We start from the raw sequence: 19,973 nt of genomic DNA, 5'->3' as shown, positions 1-19,973 counted from the left end.
TAGTCGTTCAGCCTTTGCTGTAGACGAGCGACGCGTCCTTCGTGCCCGAGTCGGTGAAGTCGCGGCGCATCCGGCCGTCCGGGAGCAGGACCAGGTCGGAGGCGGAGCCGGGCTGGCAGGCCGTGGCGGGCTGGGCCTGGGTGACGGTGGACGGTCCGAGGTGGAGCGGGGCGCCGGCGGTGCCGCCGCCGGTCACCGTCGCGGACCAGCGGCAGGAGTAGACGGTGCCGTCGTCGAGGGTGCCGCTGCCCGAGATCTCCGCGGAGCCCTGACCGACGGTGAGGGTACGGGAGTTGCTGGTGAAGCTCGAGCGCCAGGTGCCGAGGTACGCCTGGACGCCCTCGGCGGCCGGGGTCGTCGGCCCGTAGGTGGCGGGCGGGTTCGTGGGCCCGGTCGTGGGCGGCCCGCTGGTGGGGCCCGCCGTGGAGGCGGAGAGCGTGGGGGACGGGGTGGGGCCGGCGACCGTTCCGTCGCGGGTGCCCTGCTTGACCAGGTAGACCGTCCCGGCGCCGGCGAGCAGGCCCACGACGGCTATGGCCACGAATATCCACGTCTTCTTGGAGCCGCTCCGCTGCGGCGGCAGCGGCTGGTACACCACGGTGGGCGGATGCGTGCCGTACGGGTTCGCCGGCGGATAGCCGTACGCGGGCGGCGGGAGCGGGGTGCCCGCGGTGACGGTCGGCGGCTCGGCGGGCGGCGGCATGACGGGGCGCGGTGGCGTCACGGCGGTGGGCGGCTCGGCGGAGCGGGCCGGCTCCTCGGCCTCCAGCAGCCGCACCGCGTGCCGGCCCAGCTGGGCCACCAGCGGGGCGGGCAGCCAGGGTTCGGCGGTGCGCAGGTCGTCGAGTACGTCCTCGACGCCCGTGCGCTCCAGTACCTGCGCGGGCGTCGGGCGGTCGGTGGGGTCCTTGGCGAGGAACGAGGTGATCAGCGGGAGGAGCGGTTCGGGAATCCCGGTGAGGTCCGGCTCCTCCTCGGCTATCCGGAACATCAGGGCGTGGACGCCGCTGTCGGCCGTGCCGAACGGCATCCGGCCGGTGGCCGCGTAGGCCAGCACCGAACCGAGACAGAAGACGTCACTGGCCGGCGTGACCTGCCCGCCGCGCACCTGCTCCGGCGACATGAAGCCGGGCGAGCCGACGGCGGCACCCGTGCGGGTGAGACCGCCGCCGTCGGTGACGGTCTCCAGCGCCCGGGCGATGCCGAAGTCGATGACGCGCGGGCCGTCGAGCGTGATCAGGATGTTCGAGGGCTTGAGGTCGCGGTGCACGATGCCCGCGGCGTGGACGGCCTGGAGCGCCCGGGCGAGACCCGCGGCGAGGATGCGCACGCTGCGCTCGGGCAGCGGGCCGTGGTCGGAGTCGACGACCTGGCGGAGGGAGGGGCCGGCGACGTAACCCGTGGCGACCCAGGGGATGTCGGCCTCGGTGTCCGCGTCGAGCACGGGCGCGGTCCACTCGCCGCCGACCCGGCGTGCGGCCCGTACCTCCTGGCGGAAGCGGCGGCGGAACTCCTCCTGCCCGGCGAGCTCCGGCTGGACGAGCTTGACCGCGACCGTGCGGCCCCGGTCCGAACGGGCCAGATAGACCCGGCCCATACCGCCCGAACCGAGCCGCCCGAGAAGCCGGTAGGCGCCGAGTGTGCGGGGATCCTCCGGTGACAGCGGTTCCATGCGGCCGTACTCCTTCCCCCTGGTTTCAGAGCGGAGAATAGCCGGACAACGAAGAGGCCGGGATCCGCACCGCTGATCGGGCGGGATCCCGGCCCCTGTTGACGTCACATCAGGTGGTGGGAACGATGTTCTCCGCCTGCGGGCCCTTGTTGCCCTGGGTGATGTCGAAGGTGACCTTCTGGCCTTCCGAGAGTTCCCGGAAGCCCTGGGTCGCGATGCTGGAGTAGTGGGCGAAGACGTCGGCGCCGCCGCCGTCCTGCTGAATGAAGCCGTAGCCCTTTTCGGAGTTGAACCACTTCACGGTGCCGGTAGCCAAGACGTCTCCTCATGGCGCAAAAGGGAGGAAAGAGCCCGGAGAACGTAGCACGCTCAGGCGGGGCGAATCGGTATTTCTCGCAGGACCGGGTGCCATGGCGCGCCCGGCACTGTGTCGGCGCCCGGGCCGGGCCCCGGGACACTGTGCCGGTACCCGTCCGCGCCGGTGATCCCTACGCTGGGCGGGACGTCAGCCCCCGAGCCCCCGAGCCCCCGAGACCTGCGAGGTCACGACCGTGAGCACGTTCTCCTCCGCCGACGGCGCGGCGGTCAAGGCCGCCGACCGCGCCCACGTCTTCCACTCCTGGTCCGCGCAGGGCCTCATCGACCCGCTGGCCGTCGCGGGCGCCGAAGGCTCGTACTTCTGGGACTACGACGGCAACCGCTACCTCGACTTCTCCTCCCAGCTCGTCAACACCAACATCGGTCATCAACACCCCAGGGTGGTCACGGCGATCCAGGAGCAGGCGGCGAAGCTGTGCACGCTCGCCCCGGGCTTCGCGGTGGACGTACGTTCCGAGGCGGCGCGGCTCGTCGCCTCGCGGACGCCCGGCGACCTCGACAAGATCTTCTTCACCAACGGCGGTGCCGAGGCGGTCGAGAACGCCGTCCGGATGGCCCGCGTGCACACCGGCCGGCCCAAGGTGCTCAGCGCCTACCGCTCGTACCACGGGGCGACCTCCGCGGCGATCAACCTGACCGGGGACCCGCGCCGTTGGGCGTCGGACACCGCCTCGGCGGGGGTCGTGCACTTCTGGGGCCCGTACCTCTACCGCTCGCACTTCCACGCCACGTCGCAGGAGCAGGAGTGCGAGCGGGCGCTCGCGCACCTGGAGGAGGTCGTCGCCTTCGAGGGCCCGCAGACCGTCGCCGCGATCATCCTCGAGACGGTCGTCGGCAGCGCGGGCGTCCTGGTGCCGCCCGCCGGATACCTCGCGGGCGTCCGGGAGATCTGCGACCGCCACGGCATCGTCTTCGTCCTCGACGAGGTGATGGCCGGCTTCGGGCGGACGGGCGCGTGGTTCGCCGCCGACCACTGGCAGATCACCCCCGACCTGCTGACCTTCGCCAAGGGCGTCAACTCCGGCTATGTACCGCTCGGCGGCGTCGCCATCTCCGCCGAGATCGCCGCCACGTTCGAGACGCGCCCCTACCCGGGCGGCCTGACCTACTCGGGCCACCCGCTCGCCTGCGCCTCCGCCGTCGCCACCATCGACGCGATGGCCGAGGAGGGCATCGTGGAGAACGCGGCCCGCATCGGCGAGACCGTCCTCGGCCCCGGGCTGCGCGAACTCGCCGAGCGCCACCCCTCGGTCGGCGAGGTCCGCGGCATGGGCGTCTTCTGGGCCCTGGAACTGGTCAAGGACCGCACCACACGCGAGCCCCTGGTGCCCTACAACGCCACGGGCGAGGCCGCCGCGCCGATGGCCGCCTTCACGGCGGCGTGCAAGAAGGCCGGGCTCTGGCCGTTCGTCAACATGAACCGCACCCACGTCGCCCCTCCGTGCACCGTCACCGACGACGAGGCGAAGGAGGGGCTCGCCCTCCTCGACGAAGCCCTCACGGCGGCCGACCGGCACACCACCGGGTAACGCCACCGTCCCTTTCCGTTCCGTGCTGTGCCCTTTCCGTTCCTTAACGGCCCTCGCCTATCTTGTTGCGAGGGCTGTTCGCACGTGGGCGGGCGGTCAGGGAGGGGAGACGGACACCATGACCGGCAGCGATGCCGTCAAACGCACGACGCTGCGCTCGCAGATCGCCGACGCCCTGCGCGAGGAGGTGATCGCGGGACGGCTTCCGGCGGGGCGGCAGTTCACCGTCAAGGAGATCGCCGAGAGCTACGGGGTCTCGGCCACCCCGGTCCGCGAGGCGCTGCTCGACCTGTGCGCACAGGGCCTGCTCGACGTCGAGCTGCACAAGGGCTACCGGGTGCGCGAGTTCTCGTACGCCGACTACCTCGCCATGGCCGAGGCCCGCCGGATGATGTTCGAGGGCATGTTCCGGCACGGCACCGAGCGGGCGCTGGGTGCCGTGACGCCCGAGGTCCTGGTCTCGGTACGGCGCCGGGCCGAGGAGGCCTCGCGCGCCGCGGGCACCGGGGACCTCGACATCTTCATCGGCTACGACCTGCGCTTCTGGCGCGAGTTCGCCGGGCTCGTCGGCAATCCGTACGTCTCCGACTTCCTGGCCCGGATCCGGGTGCAGAGCTGGGTCTTCATGGTCCCGCTGCTGCGCCGGGCGGAGGGCCTCGCCGGACGGCTGTGGCAGGGCCACCCCTGCCTGGTGGAGGCGCTCGCGGACCACGACGCGGCCACGGTGCAGCAGCTGGTTCTCGACTGCAACGACCACTCCATGGCGCTGATCAAGGACCTCACCGAGTCCTGATCCTGTCTGCTGTACCTGTATGACAACCCGCTGAGCCGCACTACTCTGGCCCGACCATCGCACCCCCGGTGAAAACGAGAGTGAGCTCACGTGGCCTGTGATCTCTGGCTTGTCCCCCTTGTCGATGTGTTGTGCCACAGTCCCGACAACCCCTTTGCCGAGGAGATCGCCACCTACGACCAGGCACTCGGCGACGCGGGGCTGCCCCCCGTGCCCGTCTACGGCTATATGCCGGGCCTGTCGGGGGACGTCGCCCCCGTGGCGGGATTCGACTACGACGCACTGCACTTCCTGCGCCGGGCCCATCTGCTCAACCTGTGCGGACTGTCCGTCACTCCCGTGGATGAACTCGGCGGTGACTACGAGCAGTTGCTGGAGATGTTCGAGGCGACCGCCCGGCAGTCGCACCTGGTGTGGCACTACGACCACGCGGGTGCCTATGTCCCGGTGGACTTCGAGCAGCCGCTGTCCAACGACGAACTCCTCGAGGGCGGCGGCCCCTTGGGGTCCAGCCACGGCCTGCTGCGCGAACTCCAGGCCGTCGCACCGGTCCTGGGCATCGACCCCGCCAACCCGCCCGCGGCGCCCGCCGCGCCGGAGCGGCCCACCGCGCTGGAGGAGCGCGCCTCGCCGGGGCCGGACGAGGACAGCCCGTTCGCGCGCGAACGGCACGTCTGGCTGGGCCTGCACGCGGCGGCCACCCGGAGCCTGGGGCAGGGTTCGATGATCGTCTTCAGTTAGGGGCGCGCGTCAGCGCGGCGACTCCGGAGGCCGCTGGCGGGGCATGTTCGGGCGGGAACCCGGCGGCAGCGGAAAGCGGCCGACGGGCCCTCCGCCCTCGCCGCGCGGCCCCCAGGACACCAGCGACTGCGTCAGCAGCGGCGCCGGTCCGGCCCTGAACTCGACCATCCAGTCCGCCGTTTCGGCCCGGACGAGCTCCGCGACGTCCTCCGAGAAGCGCCGCAGCACGGTCAGACAGCGCTCGGCGGCCTCGCTCGCCGTGCCCTCGGTCGGGCCGAGCATCTCGCGCACGGACTCCGACGCCCAGTCGAACTGCAGGGCCTCCAGCCGCCGTTGCACGGCCTGCGAGGTCGCCACCGCCCGCATCCAGCCCGTCGTCAGGCCGAAGTAGCGGTCGCAGGCGACACAGGCCACCGCACCGAGCAGCGCCAGGAACGCCCAGGAACCGGTGTGGACGATCCCGGTCAGCTGGATCAGCGGCAGCGCGGCGCCCACCACGGCGAACACCGCGGCCGTCACCCGCAGTCCGCGCGCCCAGCGCCGTTTCCAGGCCCGGTCCGCGAGATACCAGTCGGCCAGGTACAGCGCACCGCTCTCCACCCAGCGGTACAGCTCGTCCAAGCGCTCGGCGGGCTCCCCCCAGTCGCCGAGCGGGAAGGTCCGGCCGCGCAGGTCGCCACGGTGCCTCCCGCCTTGCTCCTTAGGGAGCCCCTCGGGCTGCATCTCAGGCTGGCTCACCCCTGCACTCCCTCTATCGCCGCTGCGTACCCGTGTCACCGCCTCTTTCCTACCGCCGAACGGTTGGCCTTGGGTACCGGATCCCGGCTTTGACCCTCGTTAGTGCAGGGAACCGGGCACAACCGCCCCGCGCGGTCACTCGAAAGTGGGGCCGTCCCTACCGACAGTGACGTCGCGGTGACCGTTGTCGTGACCGTTGTCGTGACCGGCCCCGGCGTACCGCTCCCGCGCGTCGCATTAGGGTGACCCCGTGAAGGTCCTCGTCATCGGCGGCGGCGCCCGCGAACACGCCCTGTGCCGCTCCCTGTCCCTCGACCCCGACGTCACCACCCTGCACTGCGCCCCCGGCAACGCCGGGATCGCGGAAGTCGCCGAGCTGCACCCGGTCGACGCCCTCGACGGCGCGGCCGTCGCGGACCTGGCCGCGTCCCTGGGGGCCGATCTCGTCGTCGTCGGCCCGGAGGCCCCGCTCGTCGCGGGTGTCGCGGACGCGGTGCGCGACCGCGGCATCCCGGCCTTCGGCCCCTCGGCCCGGGCCGCGGAGCTGGAGGGCTCCAAGGCCTTCGCCAAGTCCGTCATGGCCTCCGCGAACGTCCCCACCGCGCGCAGCTACGTCTGCACCACGCCCGAGGAGGTCGACGCCGCGCTCGACGCCTTCGGCGCCCCGTACGTCGTCAAGGACGACGGTCTGGCGGCGGGCAAGGGCGTCGTCGTCACCGACGACCTGGCCGTGGCGCGGGAGCACGCGCTGGCCTGCGACCGCGTGGTCATCGAGGAGTTCCTGGACGGCCCCGAGGTCTCCCTCTTCGCGATCACCGACGGTGAGACGGTCGTCCCGCTGCAGCCCGCACAGGACTTCAAGCGCGCCCTCGACGCCGACGAGGGCCCGAACACCGGCGGCATGGGGGCCTACTCCCCGCTGCCCTGGGCCGACCCCAAGCTCGTCGACGAGGTGCTGGAGTCGGTCCTGCAGCCCACCGTGGACGAACTGCGCCGCCGCGGCACCCCCTTCTCCGGGCTGCTCTACGCCGGGCTCGCGATCACCTCGCGCGGGGTGCGCGTGATCGAGTTCAACGCGCGCTTCGGCGACCCCGAGACCCAGGTCGTGCTGGCCCGCCTGAAGACCCCGCTCGCCGGGCTGCTGCTCGCCGCCGCGACGGGCACGCTCGCCTCCGTACCGCCGCTGCGGTGGACCGACGGCGCGGCCGTCACCGTCGTCGTGGCCTCGCACAACTACCCGGGCACCCCGCGCACGGGCGACGTGATCGAGGGCCTGCCCGAGGCGAACGGGGTGGAGGACGCGTACGTACTCCACGCGGGCACCGCCCGCGACTCGGCCGGCGACGTGGTCAGCGCCGGCGGCCGCGTGCTGTCCGTGACCGCGACCGGCCCCGGCCTGGCGGACGCGCGGGAGCGGGCGTACGAGGCCGTGTCCCGGATCCGGCTGGCGGGCTCCCACCACCGCACGGACATCGCGGCGAAGGCCGCAGGGCAGTAGCAACCAAGCAGTAACAGCCCGGCGTGCGCCAGTCCTTTGCCCAAAGCCATTCCATCGAGTGACCGAGGGGCCAACCGGCTGACGTACGCCCCACTGCCAACTACTGTGCGGCGCAAGCCGGGTGCCGGGCATCCGGCAAAAGGCCCACCGGCATTGCGATGTCGTAGGCCGGTGCCACAGTGGGGTGGGAGAGCAACGACGACGGCGCCGGGCCCCGGCCGCCGCACTCCTCGACAGAGCACTACAGGCAACTGGGGGTGATCGGTCTCGTGGCAGGTACGGAAGCCGGCGCACTCGCCGCGCGCACCCGGGCCCTCGCGGTGCTGCGCGTCCGCAGCACCGCACTCGCCGTCGCCCTGCTGCCGGCGGCGGTCGCCGTGGTGCTGCTCGCGGGCACGCTCACGGGCCATATCCCCGACGGCAGCGTCGGGGATGCCGTCCGGCCCGCCGTGACCGCCGCCGCCGTGGCCGTCCTGCTGCTCGCGGCCGTCGTCGGCGCCGTGATCGCCCGCGCCAGACCGGCACTCAGCCCCACCGTGCCGATCCCCGAGGAGACGGCACCCGACCTCTACCGCCTGGTCCGCGATCTCGCCGACCGGCTGGAGGTCCCGGCGCCCTCGGCCATAGCCCTCACCCCCGACTGCGACAGCTGGCTCGAGGACCGTGCGCATCCGGCGCTCGGCGCGGGGCCCGTCCGGAGGGTGCCCGTCGCGCCGGTGCTCGTGATCGGCTCGCCCTTCCTGTGGTGGATGCGGGTCGCCGAGCTGCGCGCCCTGCTCGCGCCCGTCGTCGCGGGCACCGGCCCGGCCGCCCAGCCCGACATAGCAGCTGCCCGCCGGTTCGTCCGGGGCCTCGACGCCGCCGTGGCGGTCGCCGCGGGGCGGCCGGTGCTCGCCTTCGTCGGCTGGGCCGCCCGGCTGCTGCTGCGCGCGTGCCGGGGGCACGCCGCCGAGATGGAGCGCGGTGTGGCCGCCGCGGCCTCCGAGCGCGCCCAGGCCGTGGACTACGGCCTGCGGATCGTCGCCCAGGAGCAGGTCGGCCTCGCCTACGCCGGCTGGGACCGCCTGCTCAACCGCGTCGCCCTGCCCGCCTGGCGGATGGGCCGCTGGCCCTCGCGGCTGGACGCGGGCGTCGTCTCCGCGCTCACCGAGCTGTCCCGGCGCGACCGGCTCGCCGAGGGGTTCGCCTCGCGGCTGGGCGAGCGGCCCGCGTGCGACCTGCTGGAGGAGCCGGGCCTCATCGACGAGGCCGCCTCCCTGCTGGCCGCCCGCCTCTTCCACGGCGGTCCGGCCGAGCCGGGCCCCGGCTGGTCCCCGGTCACCTGGAGCCAGTACCCGGAGGAGGTCGTCGACCGCAAGTGGCGCCTGGAGGCCGCCCGCCTGCACCGGGTGCTCGACGTGCTCGACGGGACACCGCAGGCGGCGGTGGCGGTGGCGAGCGGCGCCCCGGCGGCGTACGCCACCTCCACCGCACCCACCGTCGCCCGGGTCCTCGACCGCCTCGCCGGCCCGGCCGGCGGCGGCATCGGGGAGGAGCTCGAGGCCCGGCTCAGCGCCGAGGTGGCGCGCGAGGCGGACGGCCAGGCGGCGCGCGCGGCGGGCTGCGGGGCGCTCGGCGCGGCGGGCGACCCCCGGGCCTGCGGGCTCGCGCCGCTGTTCCCGCTCCAGCCGCCGCGCAGCGGCCGGGAGCTGCTCACCGACCATGTGACGGCCCTGGTGTGCTGTGCCGCCGTGGACTCCGCGGGCGCCGTCCCCGGCCTCGACTGGCTCGACGGCCCCGCCCTGATCGTCGACGGCGGCCTGCCCCGCGGCCCGAACGGCTCGGGCACCCACATCGCCCGGCTGGCCCGCATGGTGCTGACCCTGATCGACGAGGGGGACGGCGAGCCCCTGCGCGGCTGGCTCGGCGAGGTCGGGGTGCGGCCGGAGAAGCCCGTCCGGCTGGTCTGACATACCGGGCCGGGGCAGGGGGGAGGTCACGCAGATGGACGCGAACGACCACCGGGATCCCTTCGGCCCCGCCCCGCTGCCCTGGCCCGTCGGCGGCGGCCCGGCCGCCTGGCCCGAGGCCGCCTGGTCCGAGGGGGACTCCGACGGCAGCGTCCCCCGCCCCGCCGACGACGTCCGCCGCCAGATCAAGGGCTTCGTCACCGACAGCGCCGTCGCCCCCGGCGAGACCCTGGACTTCCGGATCACCGTCGAGCCGCCCCAGCCGTTCGGCGTGGACATCCACCGCATCGGGCACTACGCGGGCCACGGTGCCGCGCGGATCACCGGCAGCCCCCGGCTGCCGGGCCTCGTCCAGCCGCCGCCGCTCGTCGTCGACCGCACGGTCTCCTGCCACCACTGGTGGCTCTCCTGGCGGCTGCGCGTCCCCGAGTACTGGCGCCTCGGCGCCTATGTGGCCGTGCTGACCACCGCCGACGGCCACCGCAGCCACATCCCCTTCACCGTCCGCGACAACGCCCCCGCCGACCTGCTGCTCGTCCTGCCCGACATCGGCTGGCAGGCCGCCAACCGCTACCCCGACGACGGCCGCACCGGCGCCGGCCTGGCCACCGCCTGGGGAGAAGCGGGCCTGCTGGGCGGCGAGGAGGAGGCGGCGACCACGGTCTCCTTCGACCGCCCCTACGCGGGCTCCGGCCTGCCGGTCTCCGCGGGCCTCGCCTACGACGTCATCCGCTGGGCCGAGCGGTACGGCTACGACCTCGCCTACGCCCACGCCCGCGACCTGCACGCCGGCCGCGTCGACCCCGCCCGCTACCGCGGCCTCGTCCTCCCCGGCCACGACCCGTACTGGACCGCCCCCATGCGCCGGGCCGTCGAGCGGGCCCGCGACGCCGGCACCTCGCTGGTCTTCCTCTCCGCGGGCTCCCTGCACCTCCAGGCGACGCTGTCCCCCTCGCCCGCCGGCCCGGACCGGCTGCTGAGCCGCCGCCGGCAGCGCGGCACCGGCCGCTCCGCCCTGTGGCGTGACGCGGCCTGCCCCGAGCAGCAACTGCTCGGCATCCAGTACGCGGGCCCCGTGCCCCAGCCCGTCCCCCTGATCGTGCGCAACGCCGGCCACTGGCTGTGGGACGCCACCGGCGCGGGTGAGGGCGACGAGCTGCCCGGCCTGGTCACGGGCGAGGCCGACCGCTACCACCCCCGCACCGCCCTGCCCCCGCACGAGGGCCGCATCCTGCTGGCCCACTCCCCGTACCGGGACGCGAAGGGCACCCGGCGCCACCAGGAGACCTCCCTGCTCCGCGCCCCCGGCGGCGCCCTGGTCTTCGCCGCGGGCACCCTCGGCTGGGCCGCCGCCCTGGACCGGCCCGGCCACGCCGACGTCCGCGTGCAGCGGGCCACGGCCAACCTCCTGGACCGCATCTGCAAACGCGTCTGACCCCAGCGGACACCCCCTCGTCGAAACCTCCGGCTCCGCATGCGGCAGAATTCAGGATGTTTGGACAAACCACCAGGAGGACGCGTGTCCGGATTCGTCGAGAAGCCCGAACCGGTCGAGGTGCCGGGCCTTGTGCATCTGCACACGGGAAAGGTCCGCGACCTCTACCGCACCGAGAACGACGAGCTGGTCATGGTCGCCAGCGACCGCATGTCCGCCTACGACTGGGTGCTGCCCACCGAGATCCCCGACAAGGGCCGCATCCTCACCCAGCTCTCCCTGTGGTGGTTCGACCGCCTCGCCGACCTGGTCCCGCACCACGTCCTCGCCACCGAGCCGCCGCCCGGCGCCCCCGCCGACTGGGCCGGGCGCACCCTGATCTGCCGCTCGCTGGACATGGTCCCGGTCGAGTGCGTCGCCCGCGGCTATCTGACCGGCTCCGGCCTCGCGGAGTACGAACAGACCCGCACCGTCTGCGGCCTCGCCCTCCCCGAGGGGCTCACCGACGGCTCCGAGCTGCCCACCCCGATCTTCACCCCGGCCACCAAGGCCGAGGTCGGTGAGCACGACGAGAACGTCGCCTACGAGGAGGTGGCCCGCCGCACCGGCGCCGAGACCGCGGCGCAGCTGCGCCAGACCACCCTCGCCGTCTACGGCCGCGCCCGCGAGATCGCCCGCGACCGGGGCATCATCCTGGCCGACACCAAGTTCGAGTTCGGCTTCGACGGTGACGAACTGGTCCTCGCCGACGAGGTGCTCACCCCCGACTCGTCCCGCTTCTGGCCCGCCGACCAGTGGCAGCCGGGCCGCACCCAGCCCTCCTTCGACAAGCAGTTCGTCCGTAACTGGCTCTCCTCGCCGGAGTCCGGCTGGGACCGCAAGGGCCAACTGCCGCCCCCGGAGCTCCCGCCCGCCGTCGTCGAGCAGACCCGCGCCCGCTACGTGGAGGCGTACGAGCGCCTCACCGGCACCGCCTGGAGCTGAGAACGCAGAAGGCCCCGGTCGTGATGACCGGGGCCTTCTGATGTGGAGCGGACGACGAGGCTCGAACTCGCGACCTCAACCTTGGCAAGGTTGCGCTCTACCAACTGAGCTACGTCCGCATTCGCTCCGCGCTTTCGTGCGGTGCGGGTTCCACTATAGCCAACCCTGGGACCGTGCGATGCGCGCCGCCGCATGACGGTTCTCCGCACCCAGCTTCGCGGCGGCCGCCGAAAGGTAGTTGCGGACCGTTCCCGCGGTCAGCGAAGCACGCTCCGCGATCTCCGCGACGGACGCCCCGTCCTCCGCGAGTTCCAGCAGCTCGGCCTCCCGTGCGGTCAGCGGCGAGTCGCCCGCGCTGATCGCGTCGGCCGCCAAGTCCGGGTCCACATAGCGCTTTCCGGAGTGCACGGTCCGGATGATCTCGGCGAGCCGCTGTGCCGAGACGGTCTTCGGTACGAACCCGCGCACCCCCGCCCCGAGGGCCCGCTTCAGATGCCCCGGGCGGCCGTGCCCCGTCACGATCATGGCCTGGCAGCCGGGCAGTTCGGCCCTCAGCGATGTGGCGACCGTCACGCCGTCCGCCCCCGGCATCTGAAGATCCAGCACCGCCACATCGGGCCTGTGCGCCCGCGCCATCGCGATCGCCTCCGGACCCGACGCGGCCTCCGCGACGACCTCGAGATCGTCCTCCAGCCCGAGCAGCGCCGCCAGCGCCCCCCGGATCAGGTGCTCGTCATCCGCGAGCAGCACCCGCACGGACTTCTTCGCCTCGGCCACGGCCGTCCTCCCCTTCGTCGTCCCGCGAACCCGCTACCGGCAGCTCGGCGGTCACCCGGAATGTTCCCCGCGCCCGGTGTTCCGCGGTGAGCGCACCCCCCAGTACGGTGAGCCGCTCCCGCAACCCGGTCAGCCCGGAGCCCGTACGCTCCTCCGCGGGCTGCCCGGCACCGTCGTTCTCCATGATCAGCACAGCCGTGCCCCCGGTGACCCGCAGCCGGACCGCGCACCGCCGGGCGTCCGCGTGCCGCAGCACATTGGTCGTCCCCTCGCGGACCACCCAGGCCAGCGCGCACTGCGCTTCCTCCGGCAGTTCGTCGCGGGCGGCGTCGTCGATCCGGCACACGATGCCCGCGGCGGCCAACACGCCACGGGCGCCCACGAGTTCGGTATGCAGATCGGCCTCTCGGTAGCCGCGCACCACCTCGCGCATGTCCCGCTGCGACTCCTGGGCGATCCGGCGGACCTCGGCCAGCTGCTCGAAGGCGGCGGGGGAGTCCCGCCGGGCGAGCTGCTCGGCCAGCTCGCTCTTGAGCGCGATCACGGTGAGGTTGCGGCCGAGCACGTCGTGCATGTCCCGCGAGAACCGCAGCCGTTCCTCCGCGACCGCGAGCCGCGCCTGGATCCCGCGCGCCGCCTCGGCTTCCCGCATCACGGAGAGCGTCCAGCCCGTGGAGCGGATGCACAGGCTCCACACCGCGAGAAACATGACGCCGACGAGGACCACGAACGCCCCGGCCGGTTTGCCCCCGGCCAGGACGACGACGCCTGCCGCGACCACGCCGAGCGCTCCGCACCAGGCCAGATAGCGGCGGATCCGGCTGATCATCAGGCTGAACGAGCCGAAGGCCGTAAGGGCGCCGCCCTCGTACACCAGGCCGCCCACGCTGGCGGCCTGCGACCCGCCGCTGTGCATGAGGGCCACGAGCACCGGCACGGAGGCGGCGAACAGGATCGTGGCGCAGGCCAGGCGGCCCCACGGGGCGGGCCGCCTGTCGAGGTAGTGCTCGAGGGCACGCCGCGACAGTCCGAAGCCGAGGAAGCTCTGTGCGAAGCCGAGTACCAGCACAACCGCGGCGAGCGGCCGGCCGTCGGCGGTCTCGCTCAGCAGCATCGGCGAGGACATCAGCGGAAAGAGGAACGGCAGCAGATACACCGTCCACCGGAGGTAGCTGTCGACCTGGGCGATCCTGCTCCGCCCCCGCCAACCGCGCAGCCGTGTCCGTATGCCCATGTGGATCCTGCCCCCGTCGTCCGGCGTTCGTGCTGCCATTGACTACAACATGGCGTGGACGGCTTCCTCCAGCGAGGCGGCTCGTACGTCCAGCCCCTCCAGCTCCACGCCCTCGTCCCGGGCCCACATCAGCAGCCCGGTCAGCGTCCGTTGGACGTCGTGGGTCCGCAGCCGGACCCGCCCGTCGTCCGTCTCCTCGTGCCGGACGACCCCGATGGCGTGCAGCGGCGGCAGATCCCCGACGAACCAGCCGGGCGGCATCGCGAAGCGGATCCGGGCCGGGTGCACGCCGATCAGTTCGCCCGGCGGGCCCTCGGCCACGATCCGGCCCTCGTGCAGGACCGCCACCCGGTCGGCCAGCGCCCCGGCCTCCTCCAGGGAGCGCGTGGCGAGCAGCACCGTCGTGCCCTCGCCGCGCAGCCGCCGCACCAATTGCCGTACGGTGCGGCACTCCTGGGGTCCGAGCCCGGCCATGGGCTCGTCGAGGAACAGCGCTTCGGGCCGGGCCGACAGCGCGGACGCGAGTTCCAGCAACCGCCGCTCGCCGTCCGTGAGCTGCCTCACCCGGACGTCGCGACGGGCGGACAGCCCCACCATCGCGAGGACCTCGTGGACGGGGATCGTCTCGGCCACTGTCATCGAGGACGGCCGTGAGGTCCTCTGCCGCAGCACCCCGATCAGGGGCCGCAGCGCCCGCCGTTCCCGGTACGGGTCACGGCCCAGCACCCGCACCCGTCCGCCCGCGGGCCGCACCAGGCCCGCTGTCAGCGCGACCGCGGCGGACTTGCCCGCCCCGGCCGCGCCCAGCAGCGCGAACACCTCGCCGCGCCGCACGCCGAAGGTGATGCCCCCCACTGGCCCACCCCGCCCCCGCAGTTGTGAGACCTCGATCACATCGCCCCCGTCGTGCATGACACAAGCCTCGCGGCGGGACGGGCCGCTGTGCACTGACAAACGTCATCAACTCACCGCGCGCACAACGCAGTAGGGCCCCGGTCCGAAGACCGGGGCCCTACTTTTCCTGAGCGGACGACGAGGCTCGAACTCGCGACCTCAACCTTGGCAAGGTTGCGCTCTACCAACTGAGCTACGTCCGCATGCTCCCGACCGGCTTTCACCGGTGCGGTGCGAACACCACTGTACCTGATCCACTTGCGTGGTCGGTAAGCGATGAGAGCGGGTGACAGGAATCGCACACTGCGCCTCCCCCTTGGAAAGGGGGCGCTCTACTACTGAGCTACACCCGCGCGACCATCCACCGGGCCACTTGCGTGACCGGTAAACGGTGAGAGCGGGTGACAGGAATCGCACACTGCGCCTCCCCCTTGGAAAGGGGGCGCTCTACTACTGAGCTACACCCGCGCTGCCCGTGGAGTCCGGCCTTTCGGCCTCGCCCCTCGGCGTGCTCCAGACTCTAGCGGATCATGGGGGGTGCAACGCAAATCCGGTCCTGGAGGGGGCAGTCGGAGGGGGCGGTCGAGGGGGGCGAGGGGGGGGCTCAGTCGTTCGCCGCGCTGAAGGCCTCGTAGACCTTCTTGGGGATGCGCCCGCGGGCCGGCACCTCCATGTCGTGCGAGCGGGCCCAGGCGCGCACGGCGGCCGGGTCGGGTGCGACGGAGGTCCGGCGGAAGGCCTTGCCGCTGCGGGCGCGCTTGCGGCCGGCGGCCACGTAAGGCTCGAGCGCCGCCCGGAGTTTCTTGGCATTGGCCGTGTTGAGGTCGATCTCGTACGACTTGCCGTCGATCCCGAAGGCGACGGTCTCCGCGGCTTCTCCGCCGTCGATGTCGTCAAAGAGCGTGACCACTACGCGCTGCGCCACGGAAAGAGTCCTTTCAGGCCTGCATCACCGCTCTGACCTGCGGCAACGTAAGGGAAGCAGTGCTTCACGAGCAATGCCTATTCATTTGTACATGAAAGGGCATTGCATGGTGAAGCCCAGTTAATTCCGTCGGTGTGCCCGGAGGCAATCGGAACCGTGTGCTCTCGCACGTGTTTTTTCGCTGATTTTCCGGCGCGGGCACGGCGCTCCGGGGAATGCCGCGCGGGGCGCCACGATATCTATGCGCGTAGATTTTTTGGGACTGTACGCTGGCGGTACCGCTTCAGCTCACGCACCACACACCGGGAGTGCCAGTGGCACGCGTCGTAGTCGACGTCATGCTCAAGCCGGAGATCCTCGACCCGCAGGGGCAGGCGGTGCAGCGCGCACTGCCACGCCTGGGTTTCGAGGGGATCGCGGACGTCCGTCAGGGCAAGCGCTTTGAACTCGAGGTGGAGGGCCCGGTCGACGAGGCCGCCCTCGCCCGAATCCACGAGATGGCGGAAACGTTTCTCGCCAACACCGTGATCGAGGACTTCACCGTGCGAGTCGACTCGTGACCGCACGTGTAGGTGTCGTCACTTTTCCCGGCACCCTCGACGACCGCGACACCCAGCGCGCGGTCCGTATCGCCGGGCTCGAACCGGTGGCGCTGTGGCACCGCGACAAGGACCTCAAGCAGGTCGACGCCGTGGTCCTGCCCGGCGGTTTCTCCTATGGCGACTATCTGCGCGCGGGTGCCATCTCCCGCTTTTCGCCGGTGATGGAGACCGTCATCGGGCAAGCGAAGGCGGGCATGCCCGTCCTCGGCATCTGCAACGGCTTCCAGGTGCTCACCGAGACGCATCTGCTGCCCGGCGCGATGCTGCGCAACAACCACCTGCACTTCATCTGCCGCGACCAGAAGCTGCGGGTGGAGAACGCGGAGACGGCCTGGACGTCCGACTACACGGCGGGCCAGGAGATCTCCGTCCCCCTGAAGAACATCGACGGCCGGTACGTCGCCGACGAGCGCACCCTCGACGAGCTCGAGGCCGAGGGCCGCGTCGCCTTCCGCTACCTCGACGGCAACCCCAACGGCTCGCTGCGCGACATCGCGGGCATCACCAACGCGGCGGGCAACGTCGTCGGGCTGATGCCGCACCCCGAGCACGCGGTCGAGCCGCTGGTCGGCACCGGCCGCACCGACGGCCTCGGTTTCTTCACCTCGCTCCTCAAGAAGCTGGTCAACGCATGAGCCTGGACACGGTCGAGCACGCGGCGAAGACCCCGGACACCCCCCAGCCCTGGGCCGAACTCGGCCTCAAGCAGGACGAGTACGAGCGCATCCGCGCCATCCTCGGCCGCCGCCCGACCGGCGCCGAGCTCGCGATGTACTCCGTGATGTGGTCCGAGCACTGCTCGTACAAGTCCAGCAAGGTCCACCTGCGCCAGTTCGGCGAGAAGGCCCCGGAGAACGACGCCCTCCTCGTCGGCATCGGCGAGAACGCGGGCGTCGTCGACGTCGGCCAGGGCTACGCGGTCACCTTCAAGGTCGAGTCGCACAACCACCCCTCGTACATCGAGCCCTACCAGGGCGCGGCCACCGGCGTGGGCGGCATCGTCCGCGACATCCTCGCCATGGGCGCCCGGCCCGTCGCCGTGATGGACCCGCTGCGGTTCGGCGCCGCCGACCACCCCGACACCAAGCGGGTGCTGCCCGGCGTGGTCGCGGGCATCGGCGGCTACGGCAACTGCCTGGGCCTGCCCAACATCGGCGGCGAGGTCGTCTTCGACTCCTGCTACCAGGGCAACCCCCTGGTCAACGCCCTGTGCGTGGGCGTGATGAAGCACGAGGACATCCACCTCGCCAAGGCCTCCGGCACGGGCAACAAGGTCATCCTCTACGGCGCCCGCACGGGCGGCGACGGCATCGGCGGCGTCTCCGTCCTCGCCTCCGAGACCTTCGACTCCACCGGCCCGGCCAAGCGGCCCGCCGTCCAGGTCGGCGACCCCTTCCAGGAGAAGCTCCTCATCGAGTGCACCCTGGAGCTCTTCCGCGAGCACCTCGTCGAGGGCATCCAGGACCTCGGTGGCGCCGGCCTGTCCTGCGCCACCAGCGAGCTGGCGAGCGCCGGTTCGGGCGGCATGCGCGTCGAGCTCGACCAGGTGCCGCTGCGCGACGCGACCCTCTCGCCCGAGGAGATCCTCATGAGCGAGTCGCAGGAGCGCATGTGCGCGATCGTCGAGCCCGGCAAGGTCGGCCGCTTCCTCGAGATCTGCGAGAAGTGGGACGTCATCGCCACCGTCATCGGTGAGGTCACCGACGGCGACCGGCTGGAGATCCACTGGCACGGGGAGCGGATCGTCGACGTACCGCCGCGCACCGTCGCCCACGAGGGCCCGGTCTACGAGCGCCCGTACGCCCGCCCGTCCTGGCAGGACGCCCTCCAGGCGGACGACGCCAACAAGCTCGCGCGACCGGCGACTTCACAGGAACTGCGCGAGCAGGTCCTGCGGGTGGCCGCCTCCCCGAACCAGGCCTCGAAGGCCTGGATCACCGACCAGTACGACCGCTTCGTGCAAGGCAACACCGTCCTCGCCCAGCCGGAGGACTCCGGCATGGTCCGCATCGACGAGGACACCAACCTCGGTGTCGCCGTCGCGACGGACGGCAACGGCCGCTACGCCAAGCTCGACCCGTACGCGGGAGCGCAGCTCGCGCTCGCCGAGTCGTACCGCAACGTGGCCGCCTCCGGCGCCCGTCCGCTGGCCATCTCCAACTGCCTCAACTTCGGCTCCCCCGAGGACACGGGCGTCATGTGGCAGTTCGCCGAGGCCACGCGCGGTCTGGCCGACGGCTGCCTCGAGCTGGGCACGCCGGTCACGGGCGGCAACGTCTCGCTCTACAACCAGACCGGCGACACGGCCATCCACCCCACGCCGGTGGTCGCGGTGCTGGGCGTCATCGACGACGTCAACCGCCGTACGCCGGTGGCGTTCTCGGAGGAGGGACAGCTCCTCTACCTGCTCGGCGACACCCGCGAGGAACTGGGCGGTTCCGCCTGGGCGCAGGTCGTCCACGACCACCTCGGCGGACTGCCGCCGGCCGTGGACCTCGGGCGGGAGAAGCTGCTCGCCGAGATCCTCATCTCGGCTTCGCGCGACGGCATGATCGACGCCGCGCACGACCTGTCCGACGGCGGCCTGGCCCAGGCGCTCGCCGAGTCCTGCCTGCGCGGCGGGAACGGCGCGCGCGTGGTGGTGCCCGAGGGCATCGACCCGTTCGTCCTGCTCTTCTCGGAGTCGGCGGGCCGCGCGGTGGTCTCCGTGCCGCGGAGCGAGGAGCTTCGCTTCACCGACATGTGCGGTGCGAGGGGCCTGCCGGCGACGCGGATCGGTGTGGTGGACGGCGAATCGATCGACGTCCAGGGCCAGTTCGAGATCCCGCTGGCCGAGCTGCGCGCCGCGCACGAGAACACGCTGCCGAGGCTGTTCGGATAAGCAACCGCGCTGGGCGGTCGCACCGCATACGCTGTGATGATGACCGCCCAGCGCCCCCGTACGTACGACCCTGCCAGGACCCGGACCGCCCTCGAGGCCCAAGTCCGGGCTCTGCGCGAGGCCGTGGGGGAGATCTGTGGCGCGCCCGACGCGGAGGCGCGCCTCGCCATGCCCACCCGGCTGGGGGACTGGACGGTCCGTGAACTGATCGTCCACATCGCCGCGACCCTGGAGCAAGTGCCGCTGCGCCTCGCGGAACCGCGGCCCAGCCCGGACGAACAGCGCGTCGGTCTGCGGGAGTACACGGGTCTGCTGCGCCAGTACGCCGACGTCGTCGCGACCTCGGTGACCTCGGCCGCGGCGGACCTCGGCGGCGAACCCCGCGCCGTGCGGGCCCGGTTGGAGGACGTGGCGGCCCGGATGGCCGAGGCCCTCGCCACGGCGGACCCCTCCGCCGCGGTCCCCTCGCGCGTCGGCCCGATGCCCCTGGGCGACTTCCTGGTGACCCGCCTGCTGGAGGCCGTCGTCCACGGCGACGACCTGGCCGACGCCGCCGGCGTCGCCGTCGCCCACGACCGGCAGGCCCTGGCCGCCGTGACCCGGATGCTGGCCGACGCCCTGGCCGCCAAGGCCCCCGGCGGCTCCGTCGAGGTCCGTGTCCCGCCTTTCGCGGCGGTCCAGTGCGTCGAGGGGCCCCGGCACACCCGCGGCACCCCGCCCAATGTGGTCGAGACCGACCCGCTGACCTGGATCCGCCTGGCCTCGGGCCGTCTGGACTGGGCGTCCGCTGTCGATGACGCCCTGGTCACCGCGAGTGGCGAACGGGCCGATATCTCGGCACAACTGCCCTTGCTCGGCTGAGTGATCACCCTTTCGGTGATTCCCCGTACGCGTCAAGTGGCTGTGCGTGGTGTGAGACATCCCTGGTCATCCCCGGTTCGGA

18 protein-coding genes and 4 tRNA genes are annotated in these 19,973 nt (G+C 72.6%); 11 read left to right on the top strand and 11 right to left on the bottom strand.

The genetic code is table 11. The annotated features are described in order from the left end of the window. Positions 1–7: 7 nt before the first annotated feature. On the bottom strand, positions 8–1,672 hold the full coding sequence (locus ACV530_RS13760) for a serine/threonine-protein kinase (RefSeq protein ID WP_494332687.1): 1,665 nt from the start codon (positions 1,670–1,672) through the stop codon (positions 8–10). A 109-nt stretch (positions 1,673–1,781) separates the two neighbouring features. Next, positions 1,782–1,988, bottom strand: a complete 207-nt coding sequence (locus ACV530_RS13755; protein WP_494332686.1) for a cold-shock protein — start codon at positions 1,986–1,988, stop codon at positions 1,782–1,784. Positions 1,989–2,223: 235 nt separating this feature from the next. Here ACV530_RS13755 and ACV530_RS13750 point away from each other — a divergent pair, with 235 nt between their 5' ends. The 3 genes from ACV530_RS13750 (at position 2,224) to ACV530_RS13740 (ending at position 5,113) form a co-directional block, all read left to right on the top strand. Then, entirely contained in the window at positions 2,224–3,579 is a 1,356-nt protein-coding gene (locus ACV530_RS13750) for an aspartate aminotransferase family protein (protein WP_494332685.1), read from the top strand. Positions 3,580–3,697: 118 nt separating this feature from the next. Then, a complete protein-coding gene (locus ACV530_RS13745) occupies positions 3,698–4,372 on the top strand; it encodes a GntR family transcriptional regulator (RefSeq protein WP_494332684.1) in 675 nt (224 codons plus the stop codon). Between the two features lie 90 nt (positions 4,373–4,462). Beyond that, the gene (locus ACV530_RS13740) at positions 4,463–5,113 is read left to right on the top strand and encodes a putative DNA-mimic protein (RefSeq protein WP_494332683.1); all 651 of its coding nucleotides are present in this window, start codon (positions 4,463–4,465) and stop codon (positions 5,111–5,113) included. A 9-nt stretch (positions 5,114–5,122) separates the two neighbouring features. Here the strand turns inward: ACV530_RS13740 and ACV530_RS13735 are convergent, their stop codons facing one another. Further along, positions 5,123–5,836 carry an SLATT domain-containing protein gene (locus tag ACV530_RS13735; protein ID WP_494332842.1) on the bottom strand — a complete coding sequence of 238 codons (714 nt, stop codon included), beginning with the start codon at positions 5,834–5,836 and terminating at the stop codon, positions 5,123–5,125. 265 nt (positions 5,837–6,101) lie between these two features. On the opposite strand from ACV530_RS13735, the gene purD reads away from it, so the two are divergent. From purD to ACV530_RS13715, 4 genes are all read left to right on the top strand, one after another. Beyond that, entirely contained in the window at positions 6,102–7,349 is a 1,248-nt protein-coding gene (gene purD, locus ACV530_RS13730; RefSeq protein ID WP_494332682.1) for a phosphoribosylamine--glycine ligase, read from the top strand. Positions 7,350–7,606: 257 nt separating this feature from the next. Beyond that, positions 7,607–9,298, top strand: coding sequence for a hypothetical protein (locus ACV530_RS13725; protein WP_494332681.1), 1,692 nt, complete (start codon positions 7,607–7,609; stop codon positions 9,296–9,298). Positions 9,299–9,332: 34 nt separating this feature from the next. After that, complete coding sequence (locus ACV530_RS13720; protein WP_494332680.1) at positions 9,333–10,733, top strand: N,N-dimethylformamidase beta subunit family domain-containing protein; 1,401 nt, start codon at positions 9,333–9,335, stop codon at positions 10,731–10,733. An 84-nt stretch (positions 10,734–10,817) separates the two neighbouring features. Beyond that, on the top strand, positions 10,818–11,717 hold the full coding sequence (locus tag ACV530_RS13715) for a phosphoribosylaminoimidazolesuccinocarboxamide synthase (RefSeq protein WP_494332679.1): 900 nt from the start codon (positions 10,818–10,820) through the stop codon (positions 11,715–11,717). Positions 11,718–11,760: 43 nt separating this feature from the next. On the opposite strand, the gene ACV530_RS13710 is transcribed toward ACV530_RS13715, so the two are convergent. From ACV530_RS13710 to ACV530_RS13675, 8 genes are all read right to left on the bottom strand, one after another. Further along, a tRNA-Gly gene (locus ACV530_RS13710) sits at positions 11,761–11,836 on the bottom strand. A gap of 34 nt (positions 11,837–11,870) precedes the next feature. Next, on the bottom strand, positions 11,871–12,494 hold the full coding sequence (locus tag ACV530_RS13705; protein ID WP_494332678.1) for a response regulator transcription factor: 624 nt from the start codon (positions 12,492–12,494) through the stop codon (positions 11,871–11,873). Continuing rightward, positions 12,451–13,767 carry a sensor histidine kinase gene (locus tag ACV530_RS13700; RefSeq protein WP_494332677.1) on the bottom strand — a complete coding sequence of 439 codons (1,317 nt, stop codon included), beginning with the start codon at positions 13,765–13,767 and terminating at the stop codon, positions 12,451–12,453. Before ACV530_RS13700 ends, ACV530_RS13705 begins: the two co-directional genes overlap by 44 nt. A 3-nt stretch (positions 13,768–13,770) precedes the next feature. Beyond that, positions 13,771–14,583, bottom strand: a complete 813-nt coding sequence (locus ACV530_RS13695; RefSeq protein WP_494332676.1) for an ATP-binding cassette domain-containing protein — start codon at positions 14,581–14,583, stop codon at positions 13,771–13,773. Between the two features lie 169 nt (positions 14,584–14,752). Further along, positions 14,753–14,825: transfer RNA gene (locus ACV530_RS13690), tRNA-Gly, on the bottom strand. A gap of 78 nt (positions 14,826–14,903) precedes the next feature. Next, positions 14,904–14,975: transfer RNA gene (locus tag ACV530_RS13685), tRNA-Gly, on the bottom strand. Between the two features lie 43 nt (positions 14,976–15,018). After that, a tRNA-Gly gene (locus ACV530_RS13680) sits at positions 15,019–15,090 on the bottom strand. 136 nt (positions 15,091–15,226) lie between these two features. Further along, positions 15,227–15,547: a histone-like nucleoid-structuring protein Lsr2 gene (locus ACV530_RS13675; RefSeq protein ID WP_494332675.1), complete on the bottom strand. Its 321-nt coding sequence runs from the start codon at positions 15,545–15,547 to the stop codon at positions 15,227–15,229. A gap of 314 nt (positions 15,548–15,861) precedes the next feature. On the opposite strand from ACV530_RS13675, the gene purS reads away from it, so the two are divergent. From purS to ACV530_RS13655, 4 genes are read left to right on the top strand one after another with little or no spacing between them, the layout of a single operon-like run. Then, positions 15,862–16,107 (top strand): phosphoribosylformylglycinamidine synthase subunit PurS, encoded by a 246-nt coding sequence (purS, locus tag ACV530_RS13670; RefSeq protein WP_042151546.1) that lies wholly within the window; start codon positions 15,862–15,864, stop codon positions 16,105–16,107. Continuing rightward, positions 16,104–16,784 (top strand): phosphoribosylformylglycinamidine synthase subunit PurQ, encoded by a 681-nt coding sequence (purQ, locus tag ACV530_RS13665; RefSeq protein ID WP_494332674.1) that lies wholly within the window; start codon positions 16,104–16,106, stop codon positions 16,782–16,784. Before purS ends, purQ begins: the two co-directional genes overlap by 4 nt. Further along, positions 16,781–19,030, top strand: a complete 2,250-nt coding sequence (gene purL / locus ACV530_RS13660; RefSeq protein WP_494332673.1) for a phosphoribosylformylglycinamidine synthase subunit PurL — start codon at positions 16,781–16,783, stop codon at positions 19,028–19,030. Before purQ ends, purL begins: the two co-directional genes overlap by 4 nt. 36 nt (positions 19,031–19,066) lie before the next feature. Then, complete coding sequence (locus tag ACV530_RS13655) at positions 19,067–19,891, top strand: maleylpyruvate isomerase family mycothiol-dependent enzyme (RefSeq protein ID WP_494332672.1); 825 nt, start codon at positions 19,067–19,069, stop codon at positions 19,889–19,891. The last annotated feature ends 82 nt before the right edge of the window (positions 19,892–19,973 follow it).

This window comes from Streptomyces sp. SX-6, assembly GCF_059089585.1.
Note: the sequence above shows the minus strand (reverse complement) of the source record. Positions and strands in the feature narration are given on the sequence as shown.